Source organism: Dechloromonas sp. ZS-1, from assembly GCF_039649255.1.
Taxonomy (GTDB): domain Bacteria; phylum Pseudomonadota; class Gammaproteobacteria; order Burkholderiales; family Rhodocyclaceae; genus Azonexus.
In genome coordinates, this window is sequence record NZ_JBDIYD010000011.1 from 15,969 (window position 1) to 32,351 (window position 16,383).

At 59.1% G+C, this 16,383-nt stretch carries 9 protein-coding genes; 6 read left to right on the forward strand and 3 right to left on the reverse strand.

The window, feature by feature from the left end:
- The first annotated feature begins 103 nt into the window (after window positions 1-103).
- The 6 genes from AACO21_RS13010 (at window position 104) to AACO21_RS13035 (ending at window position 9,478) form a co-directional block, all read left to right on the forward strand.
- Window positions 104-2,875: an FAD-binding and (Fe-S)-binding domain-containing protein gene (locus AACO21_RS13010; RefSeq protein WP_346192954.1), complete on the forward strand. Its 2,772-nt coding sequence runs from the start codon at window positions 104-106 to the stop codon at window positions 2,873-2,875.
- Window positions 2,876-3,013: 138 nt separating this feature from the next.
- Window positions 3,014-4,834 (forward strand): lactate permease LctP family transporter, encoded by a 1,821-nt coding sequence (locus tag AACO21_RS13015; RefSeq protein WP_346192955.1) that lies wholly within the window; start codon window positions 3,014-3,016, stop codon window positions 4,832-4,834.
- Window positions 4,835-4,972: 138 nt separating this feature from the next.
- On the forward strand, window positions 4,973-5,419 hold the full coding sequence (locus AACO21_RS13020) for a universal stress protein (RefSeq protein ID WP_346192956.1): 447 nt from the start codon (window positions 4,973-4,975) through the stop codon (window positions 5,417-5,419).
- On the forward strand, window positions 5,420-8,191 hold the full coding sequence (ppc, locus tag AACO21_RS13025; protein WP_346192957.1) for a phosphoenolpyruvate carboxylase: 2,772 nt from the start codon (window positions 5,420-5,422) through the stop codon (window positions 8,189-8,191).
- 77 nt (window positions 8,192-8,268) lie between these two features.
- Window positions 8,269-9,078 (forward strand): pyruvate, water dikinase regulatory protein, encoded by an 810-nt coding sequence (locus tag AACO21_RS13030; protein ID WP_346192958.1) that lies wholly within the window; start codon window positions 8,269-8,271, stop codon window positions 9,076-9,078.
- Window position 9,079: 1 nt separating this feature from the next.
- Entirely contained in the window at window positions 9,080-9,478 is a 399-nt protein-coding gene (locus AACO21_RS13035; RefSeq protein WP_346192959.1) for an ACT domain-containing protein, read from the forward strand.
- Window positions 9,479-9,519: 41 nt separating this feature from the next.
- Here AACO21_RS13035 and AACO21_RS13040 read toward each other — a convergent pair whose 3' ends face one another.
- The 3 genes from AACO21_RS13040 to AACO21_RS13050 form a co-directional block, all read right to left on the reverse strand.
- A complete protein-coding gene (locus AACO21_RS13040) occupies window positions 9,520-11,127 on the reverse strand; it encodes a HAMP domain-containing methyl-accepting chemotaxis protein (protein ID WP_346192960.1) in 1,608 nt (535 codons plus the stop codon).
- 355 nt (window positions 11,128-11,482) lie between these two features.
- On the reverse strand, window positions 11,483-14,560 hold the full coding sequence (locus tag AACO21_RS13045) for a filamentous hemagglutinin N-terminal domain-containing protein (RefSeq protein ID WP_346192961.1): 3,078 nt from the start codon (window positions 14,558-14,560) through the stop codon (window positions 11,483-11,485).
- Window positions 14,561-14,562: 2 nt separating this feature from the next.
- Window positions 14,563-16,254, reverse strand: a complete 1,692-nt coding sequence (locus AACO21_RS13050) for a ShlB/FhaC/HecB family hemolysin secretion/activation protein (protein ID WP_346192962.1) — start codon at window positions 16,252-16,254, stop codon at window positions 14,563-14,565.
- Between the last annotated feature and the right edge of the window lie 129 nt (window positions 16,255-16,383).

A 16,383-nucleotide genomic window follows, 5' to 3' on the forward strand; every position in this document is an offset into this window, starting at 1 on the left:
AGAACCAGTTTCAGAACTGGCCATCCGGGATTTTTTTGACTGAACGCCTCAGCCCGTCCGCCGAATCACATCTCCCGCAGTCATCTATAAGACAGAAGAGACCATGAACACCTTGATTTCCGCCCTTCAGGCCGCCCTGCCCGCCCGCCAGGTCATCACCGACGATTTGCGCCGCCTTGCCTATGGCACGGATGCCAGCTTCTACCGCCTGATTCCGCAGGTGATCGCCGTCGTCGAATCCGAGGCAGAAGCCCGCCAGGTGCTGCTCACCGCGCGCCAGCACAAGACGCCCGTCACCTTCCGAGCAGCGGGTACCAGCCTTTCCGGACAAGCCATTTCGGACGGCGTACTCGCCCTGATCGGCGAGGGCTTTGCCACTTTCGAACTGGCCGACGATGCCAGTCAGGTCCGCGTCGGGCCTGGCATGGTCGGCGGCGAGGTGAATCGCCGCCTGGCCCCGCACGGCAAGAAGATCGGCCCCGACCCGGCTTCCATCGGCGCGGCCAAGATTGGCGGGATTGCCGCCAACAACGCCTCCGGCATGTGCTGCGGCACCGCCCAGAACAGCTACAAGACCCTGGCCGGTCTGCGCGTTATGCTGGCCGACGGTACCGTGCTCGACACCGAAGACCCGCTGTCGATTGCCGCCTTCAGCCAATCGCACGCCGTCCTGCTCGGCGAACTGGAGCGTCTGGGACAACACACCCGGGCCAATACGGCGCTGGCCAACCGCATCCGCCACAAATTCAAGATCAAGAACACCACTGGCTACAGCCTGAATGCCCTGGTCGACTACGAAGACCCGATCGATATCCTGGCCCATCTGATGATCGGCTCGGAAGGCACGCTCGGTTTCATCTCGCGCATCACCTACCAGACTGTGCCGGAAGATCCGTACAAGGCCTCTGCCCTGGTTTTCTTCCCGGACATCCGCAGCGCCTGCGATGCCGTGGTGCGCCTGAAACCGCAGCCGGTCTCCGCCGTCGAACTGCTCGACCGTCCCGCCCTGCACTCGGTCGAAAACAAGCCGGGCCTGCCGCCTGTCATCCGCGCACTGGGTGAAGACGCCGCCGCACTCCTGATCGAAGTCCGCTCGCCGACGGTCGACGGCCTGAACGAGAAGATTTCCGCCGTACTCGCCGCCATGGCGGGCGTGCCGACGGTCGAGCCGGTGGTCTTTTCGACCGACCCGGCGACCTGCGACATGTACTGGAAAGTGCGCAAAGGCACCTTCCCGGCCGTCGGCGCCATGCGTCGTACCGGCACGACGGTACTGATCGAGGATGTCGCCTTCCCGGTGGAGTCGCTGGCCGATGCGACCCTCGATCTGCAACAACTGATGCGCCACCACGGCTATCACGAAGGCATCATTTTCGGTCACGCACTGGAAGGCAACCTGCATTTCGTGATCACCCAGGACTTCGGCGACGCCAGCGAGATCGACCGCTACGCCCGCTTCATGGACGATCTCTGCAAACTCGTGGTGGAGAAATACGACGGTTCGCTCAAGGCGGAGCACGGCACCGGCCGCAACATGGCCCCGTTTGTCGAGATGGAATGGGGCAAGGAGGCCACCGACCTGATGCGCCGGATCAAGCAGCTCTTCGATCCGGAAACCCTGCTCAATCCGGGCGTGATCATCAACGACAACCCGCATGCCCACCTGGAAAACCTGAAGCCCATGCCGGCCGCGGAAGACATCGTCGACCGCTGTATCGAGTGCGGTTTCTGCGAGCCGCTCTGCCCCTCGCACCGCCTGACGCTCTCGCCGCGCCAGCGCATCACCAGCATCCGCGAACTGTCACGCCGTGCTGCCGCAGGCGAACACGCCGGTCAGATGGGCGAGGACTACGCCTACATGGGGCTCGACACCTGCGCCGGCTGCGGCCTGTGCTCGACGGCCTGCCCGGTGGGCATCGATACCGGCGACCTCACCCGCCGCCTGCGCGGCCGTCGCCTCAGCGAGACGAGCCGGACGGTCAACACCTGGATTGGCGAACATTTCGGCACCTTTACCGGCGCTGCCCGCCTGGGATTGAAAATCGGCCATGCCGCCACCAACATCATCGGAGAAGGCATGGTCAAACGGATCGCCGGCGCCGCCTGGCGGAACAACATGCCGCAGCCCGGCAAGGCCCCTGCTGCGCGTCAGGCACAAGGCGATCCGGTGGTTTACTTCCCGACCTGCGGCGCGCGCATTTTCGGCCCGAGCCATACCGGCGAAGCCCAGTTGGGTGACGTGATCCAGACCCTCCTGATCCGTGCCGGCTACGCGCCGATTCTGCCGGAGGGCTTCGATACCCTGTGCTGCGGTCAGATGCTGGCCAGCAAGGGGATGCAGGAAGAAGCCGAAGACATGGCCAATACCCTGGAAGCCGCCCTGATGAAGGCTTCAGACAATGGCCGCATCCCGGTGATCATGGATGCCAGCGCCTGTTCCGCCCGCATGCACAAGCACCTTGCCGGCAAGCTCAAGCTCTACGACTTCCACGAATTTGCCCACGACGCGCTGTTGCCGCGCCTGATGATCACCAAGCAAGCCGAGCCCGTTGCCCTACATGTCAATTGCAGCGTCAAGCGTACCGGCAGCGATGCCAAACTGCGTGCCCTGCTCCAGGCCTGCGCCGAGCAGGTCATCGAACCGACTGCCGTAACCTGCTGCGGTTTCGGCGGTGATCGCGGCTTCCAGGTACCGGAGCTCAACCAGCACGCCCTGCGCCACATTCATGATGCACTGCCCGCCCATTGCGCGTGCGGTGTTTCCACCAACCGCACCTGCGAGATCGGCCTGACCGCCGAAACGGGCCACACCTACCGTTCCGTGGCCTATCTCCTCGAAGCGTGCTCGCGCCAGGAGGATGCAATGGCTTGCTAAGGGGGGGACCAGAAAAACAAAACGGCATCGAGGTTCCAGCTCGATGCCGTTCAAGAGACAACATTTCTACAGGTGCCGCCGGAGATCGGCAAATCAGCTGACGGCAACCTGACCATTTTTTGTTATGAGGGCAATTGTATGACTTGGCAAATGAATGTCGACCCGCTCGGCAACATCGGCCTGTCCGCGCTCGTCGCGGCCATTCCTATTTTCTTCCTGTTCTGGGCGCTGGCCATCAAGCGCATGAAGGGCCATTTTGCCGCCATGGGCGGTACCGGCCTGGCGGTGCTGATCGCCATTTCCGTGTATCAAATGCCGGTCGATCTGGCCGCACTCTCCACGCTGTATGGCGGTGCCTTTGGTCTCTTCCCGGTGTGCTGGATCGTCATCACCGCGTTGTTCATTTACAACATGTCGGTCAAGACCGGCCAGTTCGAGGTCATCAAGAACTCCCTGGCCTCGATCTCCGATGACCGTCGTCTGCAGGCCCTGCTGATCGCCTTCTCCTTCGGCGCCTTCATTGAAGGCGCCGCCGGTTTCGGTACGCCGGTCGCGATCACCTCCGCCATGCTGGCCGGCCTGGGCTTCAACCCGCTCTACGCCGCGTCGATCTGTCTGCTGGCCAATACCGCCCCGGTCGCCTGGGGCGCCATCGGCATTCCCATCGTGGTCGGCGGTCAGGTTGCTGGCATCCCGGATCTGGCCCTCTCCCAGATGGTCGGCCGCACCCTGCCCATCCTCTCGGTCTTCGTCCCGCTCTACCTGGTCGTGCTCATGGCCGGCTGGAAAAAGGGCCTCGAAGTCTGGCCGGCCTGTCTGGTCAGCGGCGGTTCCTTTGCCATCGCCCAGTTCTTCTCCGCCAACTCGCCGCTCACCGCACCGCTGCTGCCGGACCTGATCGCCTCCATCGCCTCCATCATCTGTACGGTGGCCTTCCTGAAGGTCTGGCATCCGAAGGAAAGCTGGCACTTTGCCGATGAGCCGAAGCGTGAAGGCAAGGCGAAGCTGATGTATTCCGGCGGCCAGATCTTCCGTGCCTGGGCCCCGTTCATCATCCTCTCGCTGTTCGTCTGCGCCTGGGGCATCAAGCCGGTCAATCAGGCCCTGGACCAGATCACCAAGCAGTTCTTCGACTTCGCCTTCCCGATCGCCGGCCTCGACAAAATGGTCATCGACCAGGCTGGCAAGGCCAAACCGGCCGTCTTCAAGTTCAACGTCCTGTCGGCAGCCGGTACCGCCATCCTCTTCGCCTGGTTCTTCTCCATCATCGTGATGGGTGCCTCCCTGAAGACCGCCGGTGCCGTCGCGCGCGATACCTTGAAGACCCTCGCCTGGCCGATTGTCACCATCGCCACCATCCTGGGCTTTGCCTACATCATGAACTTCTCCGGCATGGCGATCACGCTGGGCTACGCCGTCGCCACGACGGGCGCCGCCTTCCCGTTCTTCGCCGCCCTGCTCGGCTGGCTGGGTGTGTTCATGACCGGTTCCGACACCTCGACGAATGCGCTGTTCGGCAAGCTGCAGGCCGTGACCGCCGAAAAAATCGGCATCGATCCGGTGATCACGATGTCCGCCAATACCTGCGGCGGCGTCTGCGGCAAGATGATTTCCCCGCAATCGATCTCGGTGGCCACCGGCTCGACCGGCATGGTCGGTCGCGAATCGGAAATCTTCCGCTTCACCTTCAAGCACTCGATCGCCATGGCCATCATCGTCGGCATCCTGCACATGCTGTGGGCCTACGTCTTCCCGGGCATCGTGCCGGTCTACGTGAAGCCGGTGGCGGCTGCCGCAGCCGCTGTCGCCAGCGCCGCCCAGGCCGGAATCAACCCGGATGGCCTGATGTGGCTGGGCATTTTCCTCGGCATCATCAGCTGCGTCACCTTCGCAGCCCGTGCCCTGGGTGCCAACCTGGCCGCACCGGTCGAAGGCCACGACGAAGTGCATTTCCACTAAGGATCAGGACCCGGCCATGCCCAGCGGCATGGCCGCCCTGACCGCCGGGCCGGTCATGTTGAGGATTTCCCTAACTGCACCGGCCCGGCCAAGCTGTTAATTTCATGCCACTTTGATCCTGCCTGGAGGCGTTTTCCCATGTACAAGAACATTCTGGTTGCCATCGACGATAGCGAAACCTCGCGCTGCGCGCTCAAAGAGGCCCAACACATCGCGCGGACCAGCCAAGCCAAGCTGTACATCGCCCATGTGGCCGATGAAACCCTGCTTAACATCCACGGCCATGCACTGACCGCCGTCGCCAATATCGATCAAGCCGCCGCCAACATCGTCAAGGCCGGCCAGAAGCTGGTCGATGACGCCGTTGCTGCCAGCGCGGACATTCAGGTTGAAGGCCTGATCATCGAAGCCAAGCAGCGCCGCGTCTCCGAAACCATTGCCGACAAGGCCAAGGAACTCGGTGTCGATCTGATCGTCATCGGCCGCCACGGTCAACGCGGTCTGGCCACCCTGATTCTCGGCTCTGTGGCCGAACAACTCGCTAAAATCTCCGACGCCTCCGTACTCCTCGTCAGAAAGCACTAAATGTCACGACACACGCTCGATACCCACAAGGACGAACCCCTTCGCAACGACATCCGCCTCCTTGGCCGCATCCTGGGTGATACGGTCCGTGAACAGGAGGGCGATGCCACCTTTGAGATCATCGAGCGTGTACGCCAGACGGCCATCCGCTTCGCCCGCGACGGTGACCCTGCCGCCCGGGCCGAGTTGGCCACCCTGCTCGACCCCCTGCCGCGCGACACGACGCAAGCCGTGGTGCGTGCCTTTTCCTACTTCCTGCAGCTGGCCAACATCGCCGAAGACGAGCACCACATCCGCCGTCGTCGTGCCCACGACCTGGCCTGTTCGCCCCCGCGCGAAGGCAGCCTGATCCACGCCCTGGACACGCTGGCCGCCGCCGATGTCTCGGCCGACACCCTGGCCGATTTCTTTGCCCACGCGCTGGTCGCACCGGTGCTCACCGCGCACCCGACCGAAGTCCAGCGCCAGAGCCTGATCAAGAATCATCGCGAAATCGAGCGCCTGCTCGACCAGCGCGAGCGCATGCAGCTGACGCCGGAAGAACTGGCCGAGAACGACTGGGCGCTCGCCAACGCCATCCTGACCCTGTGGCAATCGCGCATGCTGCGTCCGGTGCGCCTCAAGGTCATCGATGAAGTGAAGAACGGCATGTCCTATTTCAAGGAAACTTTCTTCACCGAATTGCCGCGCCTCTACATTCAGGCCACCGAGCAGCTGCAAAAGCGCTTCCCGGACAAGGTCTGGGCGCTGCCCCCCTTCTTCCGCGTCGGTTCCTGGATCGGTGGCGACCGTGACGGCAATCCCTTCGTCACCGCCGACATTCTGAAAGAAGCCCTGCGTTTGCAGTCGACCGCCGCCCTCCAGCATTACCTGGCGGAAATCCACGAGCTGGGCGGCGAACTGCCGCTCTCCGAGCTGCTGGTCAAGATCACGCCGGAACTCGCGTCGCTCGCCTACAAGTCGACCGATCAATCACCCCAGCGCGCCGATGAGCCCTACCGCAAGGCGCTCTCCCACATCTACGCCCGTTTGGCCGCCACCCTGCGCACCCTGGACGGCAGCGAGCCGCTGCGTCACGAGACCGGCCAGGCAGCCCCTTATGCCCACGCCGAGGCCCTGCGCCACGATCTGAAAATCCTGCGCAATTCGCTCAAGCTGAACGGCAGCGCCCTGATTGCCGGTGGACGCCTGCGCCGCCTGCTGCGTGCCGTGCAAATTTTCGGCTTCCACCTCGCGCCGATCGACCTGCGCCAGAACTCGGACGTCCACGCCCGCAGCGTCGGCGAACTGCTCGCCAAAGCAGGCCGCTGCGCCGATTACGCCAGCCTGCCGGAAAACGAGCGGATTCAGCTGTTGACCGCCGAGATCGCCACGCCGCGCCCACTCTACTCCGCCTACATCGAGTACAGCGAAGAAACCCGTGGCGAACTGGACATCTTTTTCAACGCCCGCAGCCTGCGCCAGCGCTACGGCGCCGCCGCGCTGCCCAACTGCATCATCTCGAAGACGGACGGCGTTTCCGACCTGCTCGAACTCGCCCTGCTGCTCAAGGAAGCCGGGCTGCTCCTGCCGGCCGTCGGCGACACCCCGGCCCGCCTGGATGTGAACATCATCCCGCTCTTCGAAACCATCGAGGATTTGCAGAAGAGCGCCGCCACCATGGACGCGATCTTTGCCCTTCCCGGCTACCGCGCCCTGATTGCCGGTCGCGGCAACGAGCATGAAGTCATGCTCGGCTATTCCGACTCCAACAAGGATGGCGGCTTCCTGACCTCGGGCTGGGAACTCTACAAGGCCGAAATCGCGCTCACCCGCGTTTTCAGCCAGCACGGCGTCCGCCTGCGCCTCTTCCACGGGCGCGGCGGCTCCGTCGGTCGCGGCGGCGGCCCGTCCTACCATGCCATCCTGGCCCAGCCGGCCGGTGCCGTCTCCGGCCAGATCCGCCTGACCGAGCAGGGCGAAGTCATCTCCACCAAGTACGGCAACCCGGATACCGGCCGCCGCAACCTGGAAGTGCTGCTTGCCGCCACGCTGGAAGCCAGCCTGACCGACCACGAAAACAAGGTCGAGCCGGCCGAACAATTCCACGGCATCATGGACGACCTCTCCCTGCGCGCCTTCCAGGCCTATCGCGGCCTGGTCTACGAAACGCCGGGGTTCACGACCTACTTCCGCCAGTCCACCGTCGTTTCGGAAATTGCCTCGCTGAATATCGGCAGCCGTCCGGCCTCGCGCAAGGCCTCCGACCGCATCGAGGACCTGCGTGCCATTCCCTGGGTCTTCAGCTGGGCGCAATGCCGCCTGATGCTGCCGGGCTGGTACGGCTTCGGCTCGGCGGTCGACGGCTTTTTGCAAGCCAATCCGGACGGGCTGGCCACGCTGCACCGCATGGTCAAATCCTGGCCCTTCTTCAAGAGCCTGCTCTCGAACATGGACATGGTGCTGGCCAAGACCGACCTCGCCATTGCCTCGCGCTATGCCGAACTGGTCAGCGACGCCGGCCTGCGTGACCGGATTTTCGGGCGCATCCGCGAGGAATGGGAACTGACCCGCCGCCACCTGCTCGCCCTGCTCGAACAGGACGACCTGCTGGCCGACAACCCGATGCTGCAGCAATCCCTGAAACTGCGCCTGCCCTACATGGACCCGCTCAACCACCTGCAAGTCGAGTTGCTCAAGCGCTACCGCGCCGGCGAAACCGACGAACGCGTGGCACGCGGCATCCACATTTCGATCAACGGCATCGCCTCCGGCCTGCGTAACAGCGGCTGATTCATCCGATACCCGGACAGTCGGGGGCGGCAAGGGGTAAACTTCCCCTTTCCGCCTCCGGCATGGACTTTTCACTCATGATCAAACGCACCGTATTCTTTGTTTCCGACGGCACCGGCCTGACCGTTGAAGCCTTGGGCCACAGCCTGATGAGCCAGTTCGAGGATGTCGAATTCAAGCAGATCCGCATCCCCTTCCTCGACAGCGTGGAAAAAGCCCAGGATGCCGTGGCCCGCATCAACGCCCAGGGCGAATCCGACGGCATGCGCCCCATCGTCTTCACCACGCTGGTCAATCCGGATGTGGCCAAGCTGGTGCACCAGGCGGACGCCTTCTGCCTCTCCTATTTCGACACCTTCCTGGCCCCGCTGGAAGCCGAGCTGGGCCAGCATTCGAACCACACCGTCGGCCGTTCGCACGGCAGCGCCGACAGTTCCGACTACAAGCAGCGCATCGAGGCCATCAACTACACGCTGGCTCACGATGACGGCATCACCGACCGTGATCTGGAAGCCGCCGACGTCATCTTGGTCGCGGTTTCCCGCTGCGGCAAGACGCCGACCTCGCTTTACCTGGCCATGCAGTTCGGCCTCAAGGCCGCCAACTTCCCGCTCATCCCGGAAGACTTCGACCGCGGTCGACTGCCCGGCACGCTCGAAAAGCATCGCGCCAAGCTCTTCGGCCTGACCATCCAGCCCGAGCGCCTGGCCCAGATCCGCGAAGAGCGCCGCGCCGGCAGCAAGTACGCGTCGCTCGCCAACTGCCGCTTCGAGATCGCCGAAGCCGAAAAGATGATGCGTCGTGAAGGCATCCGCTGGCTGGACTCCTCGACCAAGTCGATCGAGGAAATCTCGACCACCATCCTGCAGGAACTGAAACTGCGCTGAGATGAGCGGCATCACCGATCTCGCGACCCTGTTGCGCAGCATGACGCCGGCCTTGAACGCCGGCGAATACTGCTTCGCCACCCTGCCGCCGGATCACCCGCTACCGCTCACTGCCTGCATCGCCACCCTGCTCGAACGCGAAGGCAGGTCGGTGGTGCTGAGCACGGAAGACGCCGCACAGTGGCAGCTTGCGGCGCAGTTTCCCTGCGCCTGGATCACCCTGACCGTCCACTCCGCCCTGCATGCAGTGGGGCTGACGGCGGCAGTTTCACATGCCCTTGCCGAAGCGGGCATTGCCTGCAACGTGGTAGCAGGCAATTGCCACGATCACCTCTTCGTCCCCTACGCGGCGGCTGAGCGGGCCATGCACATCCTGAACCGGCTGGCAGAAACGGCCTGATCCACCCTCCGGGCCATCAGCCCGGAGAGAATCGTTGGCAATCAGACCTTGTACTGGCTCACCACGCCCTGCACCTGACCCGACAATTGCGCCAAGTCACCGGCTGTGCCCGCCGTGCCATGGGCGGCGGCGCTGTTTTCTTCCGCCATCTGGGCAATTTGCTCAACCTGCTGGGCAATCACCGTGCTGGCCGCACTCTGCTCGCGAATCGCATCCGAAATATCTGCAACCATGGCTTGCATGTGGGCCGCATCGCGCTGAATGTCGCTGATTGCCTCACGTGCGGATTCGGCACCGGCCACCCCAACGCCGACCTGTGCCTCGACGGCCTGGATTTCCTGCACGGCAGCCCGGGCGCCGCTCTGCATGTCGAGGATGGTCGATGCGATTTCCTGGGTCGATTGCGTGGTGCGCTCCGCCAGCTTGCGTACCTCATCGGCCACGACGGCAAAGCCCCGCCCCTGCTCGCCTGCCCGGGCAGCCTCGATGGCGGCGTTGAGTGCGAGCAGGTTGGTCTGGTCCGCCACTTCCTTGATCACCGCAACCACATCGCTGATTTTCTCGCTCTGCTGCTCAAGCACCATCATCTGGGCCGAGGCGGTATGCACCGTGCGGGCAATGTCATTGATGTCGGCCACGGTCCGGCCGATGATTGCCTGACCACGCTCGGCGCTGTGACTGGCTGCACGCGACAATTGATCGGCTTCCGTGGCGCGGTCTGCGACGTGCCCGATACTCACCGTCATTTCCTCGACACATGCCGCCATGGCCGATGCAGACTCGCTCTGTGCGGACGAGGCTTGAGACATCTGCTCGGCGGTGGCAGCAAGCCGGGCGGAAGCCGCATTGACTTCACCGCTGCGCCCGGACAACTCGACGAAATTGCCTTGCAAGCGGGCCAGCAGCCGATTGAATGCCGTCACCGTCCGGGTAATCTCATCCTCGCCATTCACCGACAATCGATGCCGGAAATCGAGCTGCGACTCGATATGGCCAAATGCCGCCACCATCGCACTCAAGCCTTGCGAGACCGTGCGAATCATCGTCAGGCCGAGCACGCCTGAAATCAGCATGGCCACCACCAGCACCAGGACAGCCATCCGCTCGGCCTGTTCGGCACTCGATGCAGCCTGTGCAGCCTGTCGGGCTGCGAGTTCATGGTTGTAGGCAGCATGGGCCTGCATGTTCTGCACCAGGCCGAGGATCACCGGCCTCAGGCGCTGGCTTTCCTGCTGGGCCTCGAGTTGATGACCATTCTGCACTGCCGTCATGATGCGCTGGACGCCCACGGCGTACTCGCTACTCAAGGCCACCGATTTATTCAGCAAGGCGCGATCCTGCTCATCGGCGACAAAGCGCTCGTAACCGCGCAGGCTCTCCTGCAACTCAAGGATGTAGCCCTGATATTCGCGGGCATTGTTTTCCCGCTGCTCAGGGGCAACGAACAGGTAACGGGTGGCCGGCACGCGCGCCAGGAGAAAAGCCGTCTGGGCGTGCTCCAGGGATTTCAGCGAGGGCAGAACATTGTCTTCAATCGCAGCAATATTCTGGTTGATCGAGCGAATCTGAAACAGACCCCATCCCCCTTGCAGCAGGAGTGCGCTGCAACACACCCCAAGCAACAGGAGCAAGCGACGCGCAATACTCATGACAGCCATCCAAGAAACGTAATAAAAATCGAATTATTGGTAGACTCCGGACGGTCAACAGCTAAAAACTACCCAAAACGGGGAAAACTCAAGGAACCAGACACAGTGCATATTCTGCTCAAATCGGCCACTTAAAATGTGCCGAACTCCACCACTGACTATGTTTTCAAAACCGCCAGCGATTATGTTTTTATGTCGCCATGGCGACTCACTCGTAGTGGTTTTTCTGTTCCAGTAAAAAAAAGGGGACAAACTGTCCCCTGTTGTTACCGTGGTCTGTCTCCTGTTGTTACCGGCCGGCTAATGGGTGTCCCCTGTTGTTGTGCTGTTGTACAAACTCGTGTGACCAGATGTCTCAGGGCGTAAACTGCCTCGTGAATGCACTCTGATCTCTTATTGCGCCGTCGACAACGCTAGCAGCGTTCAAAGATCGAACCGCCCACTCTGCGGCAAAGTTTAGGCCAATCTTGTCCCCAACCCCCTCAAGCTTTCTACGCAGCCCGCCGAGATAATGGTCATTCATGCTGCCTGCCATGGTGGATGCCCAAATCGCTCCAAGACTTGTTTTGGGATTGAGCAGTTCTTCAGCAAATTTCTTTCCAAAGCTAGCTATATCGGAAATATTCCCATTCATGACACCTTTAATGCTTTCTGCTAATGGTCCATTTGCTAGAGCGTTAATGAAGGCCGACCATTGTCTCGGTGAAACTTTCATTTCTGGCATAGCGCCCCCTGCCGCTGCAAATAGAGTATCAAGGAGCATGTTTGTAGCGTTTGCCAACTGGGCTCTGTCTGACGAGTAACTCATCTTTACACTCCCACCTTTGGGAACAGTAATTTCGACCTTGGTTTCCTTTGATATGGTGGAGTCTTTAAATCCTTCTTTGCCATCAACCCATTGATCCCATAATTTTTCCTTCATATCCTCGGTTAAGGATGTATTGAGTAGCTTTGGGTCAACCAGTTGAGTATCAACCACATTCCCTTGGGCATCTAGAACTTCAACTGCAACAAATAATGGTCTATTGTTGAACACAGGGAAGGAAAGTTTGGTTGTTCCATCGGACAATATTGTTGTTGTCACTCCGTCAATCAAGTAACCATAGCTTTGCTTCATTCCAAGAATTTCTTTTGTGACGCCACCAAAATACTGCGATGTGTCCACTGTAGTGCTTATAACAGTAACGGGCTTAAGTGACGAAACATAATCACTGAGTCGTTTGGCATTTTCACCATATTTCTCAAGCAATTCCTGTCTAACAAAAGTCGGATCTTCAATCTTCCCATCTAACACGCTCAAAGTAGCTCCTCCACGCATTGTTACCTTGCCTGCCTGGTAGGCAACTTCTGGCTTGTCGTCGCGATTGTCGTAAGCAGGAAGTGTGTATGAGTAGTGCGAATTACCATAGCTGTATCCAGTGCTATGGTTTCTGATGCTAGAAGAATTAATATCCATACTCATTGCTCGAACAGCATGGTTATGGAACTCTATGAAATCCCCATCGTTAGATATAGATTCGTTGTACTTCAGATCAATGGTCAATTTTCCTGTAAAGGCATCAAGTGTGTAGTAATTGCTACCACTTGGCCCAATGGTCACCCAGGATGCAGAATTGTTTATCCTACGGATTGTGACATCTCCGCCTAAGGTCTGAATGGCTCGTCCGTCCAAGATGGCATCCCAAGCACGCAGAGTGACATTGCCACCGTTAGTTGCAATGGCGTAATCATCACTTCCAGATGTTTTGCGAATAAGGATAAGGCCACCAGAAATATCATCCGTGTCAGAATTCATGATTACATTCAGCTTGCCTTTTAAGGACTGAATGGTTTTCCCATAGTTCACATAAATTCCAGAATTCGAAAGTAGACTCAAAGTAGCATCACCACCAGCCGTCTTCAGGATATTACTCTTGACATGAATATCGCCCTGCCCCCCAGTATTGTTGGTACGAATGGTGACATTGCTACCCGTGTTAAGAATATCCTGAATGGCTTGCGATGAGATATTTGTGCTGTTGCTAGCACTAAAATTGCTGACATTAATGCCTGTTTGGGCTTGATTATGGTCGACGATATTGACGCTCACTGGGTCAAACAGTATTGTGCCGCCCTGTGCATTCTTCGAACCTGCGGAGAGTTGGAGTCCAAAGATATCCAGTGCATTTTTCCCTGAGACTTCAATAAAGCCACCAAGCCCATTCCCGTAACCACGGGAAGTGACCGTACCAAACGCCCTTGTGGTGTTATCCGACCACAAAACAACCTTGCCCCCCTTGCCTGCCGTCAAGGCGTCCGCATTAATGACCGCCTCTTTTGCCATATTGGTGAAAGTGGCTGTCTGAACAGGTTTGCTTTCTCGCTGAATACCCAGTTCCGCCATGAGCGCATCGGAGGCTTGGCCTCCCAGGTAATCCCCGCCAACAATTGCCTTACCCCCACCTTGATCGCCCGATACATCAATCAAGGTGCCGGCAAACAGGCCGATCTTTTCCCCGGTGATTTGCACCTTGCCCCCGGTTTGCCCTGCTGCCTTACCAGAAGCATCCAAAGTCCCCGTGTTGCTGACGACACCATGTTGACCGCCAGAAAGGATGATTTCCCCGTTCTGCTGCCCAACGCTGCTGGCTTCAATCAATCCACTCTGGTTGATGACGTTGTGGATCGCATTTTCAGCGGCCTTGGCGGTCAGCAGTACATAACCGCCACTGGCCTGAATTTTTCCTGAGTTTTCAACGAAAGAAGTCAGTTGATTGCCTTCCAGGTCGAAGGCGGTTTTGGCGACTTCGTCAGCCACCATAAAGGTCAGCAGTTCATCGCCGTGAAAATCCAGCGTGAACCCATTGGCAGAGGCCAGAGCGACTTTGCCCAGTTTGGCAGCAATCACACCCCGGTTCGCGACCGAAGGCGCGACAAAGGCGGCAATGCCCGTATCCGCAATTCTGATCAGGCCTTCGTTGATGATCGAAGCGCCGGGCTTGCCTGGGATATTGAACAGGTATTTGCCCGCCATGAAGTCTTCATTGCGGATGTTATGCGTGGAAGCGACCAGGCCCGCGACATCAATCTGGGCATTCTTGCCAAAATAGATGCCATTGGGGTTCACCAGGAAGACCTGGCCATTGGCGGTCAAGCGTCCCAGAATCTGGCTGGGGTCTTGCCCGACCACACGGTTCAAGGTGACGGAGGCAGCGGAAGGCTGGTAATACTGGACGTGTTCATTGGCGCCAATGCTGAACTTCTGCCAGTCGATGATCGCTTTGTCGGTCGTTTGGGTAATGCCAACCTTGGTGGCGCTTTCCTGACGAATGGTGGCGTTACCGGCAACCACCTGCCCCCCGGTCGGGTTGGCAAGGGAATAACCGGGGATAGATGCCAAACCTGCGCTCGCCAGGGCAATCACCAGCGTTTTGACTTTTACGGTTTTTTTCATGTTCAGAACCTCACGGCGATGCTGGCAAAGACACGCGCATCACGGTTGTTTTCATTGGCAACATCACGGGTCATCGGCTTGGAATATTCGACACTGCCGGTCATGTATTTTCCGAGGCCATAACGCACCCCCAAGCCACTTGAAGTCAGGCTTTTACTTTTCTTGTCGGTTGCATTGAGCGGGGTGTGATTGGTGGTTTGGCCACCATCGTAGAAGGTGTAAAGCTGGGCATACTGGAAGGGCGTGTCTTGCGTGTTGAGCGTGTAGCGCAATTCAAGGCTGCCCGCCATGCAGCTATCCCCCATGATTTCCGAAGCATCATAGGCACGGCCGAACTGTTGCCCGCCCAAGCCGCATTCTTCCGAAGACAGCAGCCCACGGTCAGAGTATTGACCCATCAACGCGGCGTTCACTGAGAACTTGCTCAGCATGGGCGAGAAGTAGCTGAGTTCCTGCTTGCGGGAAAGATTGATCGTGATTTTCTGGTAATCAGGGCGACCATCGGCACGGGACTTCAGAGGCGAATTATTGTCGGTCGAGCCCAGGCCTTGAATGCCGTGACTGTATTCAAGCAAAGCCTGATTAATCCCTTCGTAAGCATCGGCGTTGTCATAGTTCAGGCCAATGCGAACGGAGCGGATTTTGTCAAAGGAGGTCGTGGCATTCAGCGACAGGCTTTCCGTGTCCTTCTGGTCATACTTGACATGCGCAGTCAGGTTTTCTTGCCGAGTGCGGATGAAAGGATGGGAAACCTTGGCTGACCAACCTTCGCTTTTGCTGGTCTGATCCAGAAGGCGCAGGGCGGTAGTGCCAGGTTTGGACAGGCTGTTGGTATAACCGAAGGTAAGGGCCGTGCCTTCGTTGCTCAGCAACTCGGTGTGATTGAGCGACCAGTATTGCAATTCGCTGCCTTGTTCAACCGTTGCGTAACCCACCGTGGTTTTGGAGGCGCGGCCCAGCAAACCGTTGATGGAGACATCGCCGTTAAACTGATTTTTACCGACTGCTTTGGTGCCTCGGTTGTCAATGCTGGCACCACCATCAAACTTTGGTGCTTCCTCCACCTTCAGTATCAGGGTGGATGCGGCCGGGGTCTTTTCAGACTGCCGCAGGGTGGAAGTCACTTTGATTGCAAAGCGGTCATTGGCCAGCAATAGATATCGTTCAAGGGTGCTGGCCTTGAGCGGTCGCTCTGCCTTGATCTTCTCACCCATGTAGGCCAGGTATTCCTGCTGGACGTCATTGCCACCTTCGATGATGACTTCATCAACAAAACCTTCAATCACTTGCAACTGAACCATGCCTTCAGCCTGGATGCGCTGCTCCGGGACAATCGCTTTGGAAAGGCCAAAGCCGGCGTCGCCATATTTTTTGGTGATGGCATCGCGAAGCCGATAAATATCCAGCAGCGTGATCTCTTTACCTAAGAGATCTGCCGCCAAGACGGACAACTCGTCAGAAGTAAAGGCGGTGTTTCCCGAAAAAGTCAGACTTTTGAGGTTGAGCTTGACTTGCCCAGCCTGCTCGGGGGGCAGTTGCTCGTTGATTGGAAAAACCAAGGGCTGTGGAACAGATTTTGGCTCTGGCGGTTTCTCAAATCGCTTTTCCAATCGTCCCGCATCTTCCTGCGCAATGGCAAGGAATGGCATAGCCAAGCCTACGCTAAGCGCAAGCAGCTTCTTCTTGGTCTTCATTGAACCTCCTGAGGTTTGATGGCCTGCCTATTGTTTGGCAAGTACACAAATTGCATAGATTTGTCATTTTATGACAAAACCCAATTGGTAAGACAGTCAAGAAATAGGGGGCAAGAGTTTTTTCTTGAC

What these genes read in the sequence shown, in the direction of transcription:
- AACO21_RS13010 (WP_346192954.1), top strand. Translation starts at nt 104, where the DNA reads ATGAACACCTTGATTTCCGCCCTTCAGGCCGCCCTGCCCGCCCGCCAG.
- AACO21_RS13015 (WP_346192955.1), top strand. Translation starts at nt 3,014, where the DNA reads ATGACTTGGCAAATGAATGTCGACCCGCTCGGCAACATCGGCCTGTCC.
- AACO21_RS13020 (WP_346192956.1), top strand. Translation starts at nt 4,973, where the DNA reads ATGTACAAGAACATTCTGGTTGCCATCGACGATAGCGAAACCTCGCGC.
- ppc (WP_346192957.1), top strand. Translation starts at nt 5,420, where the DNA reads ATGTCACGACACACGCTCGATACCCACAAGGACGAACCCCTTCGCAAC.
- AACO21_RS13030 (WP_346192958.1), top strand. Translation starts at nt 8,269, where the DNA reads ATGATCAAACGCACCGTATTCTTTGTTTCCGACGGCACCGGCCTGACC.
- AACO21_RS13035 (WP_346192959.1), top strand. Translation starts at nt 9,080, where the DNA reads ATGAGCGGCATCACCGATCTCGCGACCCTGTTGCGCAGCATGACGCCG.
- AACO21_RS13040 (WP_346192960.1), bottom strand. Translation starts at nt 11,127, where the DNA reads ATGAGTATTGCGCGTCGCTTGCTCCTGTTGCTTGGGGTGTGTTGCAGC.
- AACO21_RS13045 (WP_346192961.1), bottom strand. Translation starts at nt 14,560, where the DNA reads ATGAAAAAAACCGTAAAAGTCAAAACGCTGGTGATTGCCCTGGCGAGC.
- AACO21_RS13050 (WP_346192962.1), bottom strand. Translation starts at nt 16,254, where the DNA reads ATGAAGACCAAGAAGAAGCTGCTTGCGCTTAGCGTAGGCTTGGCTATG.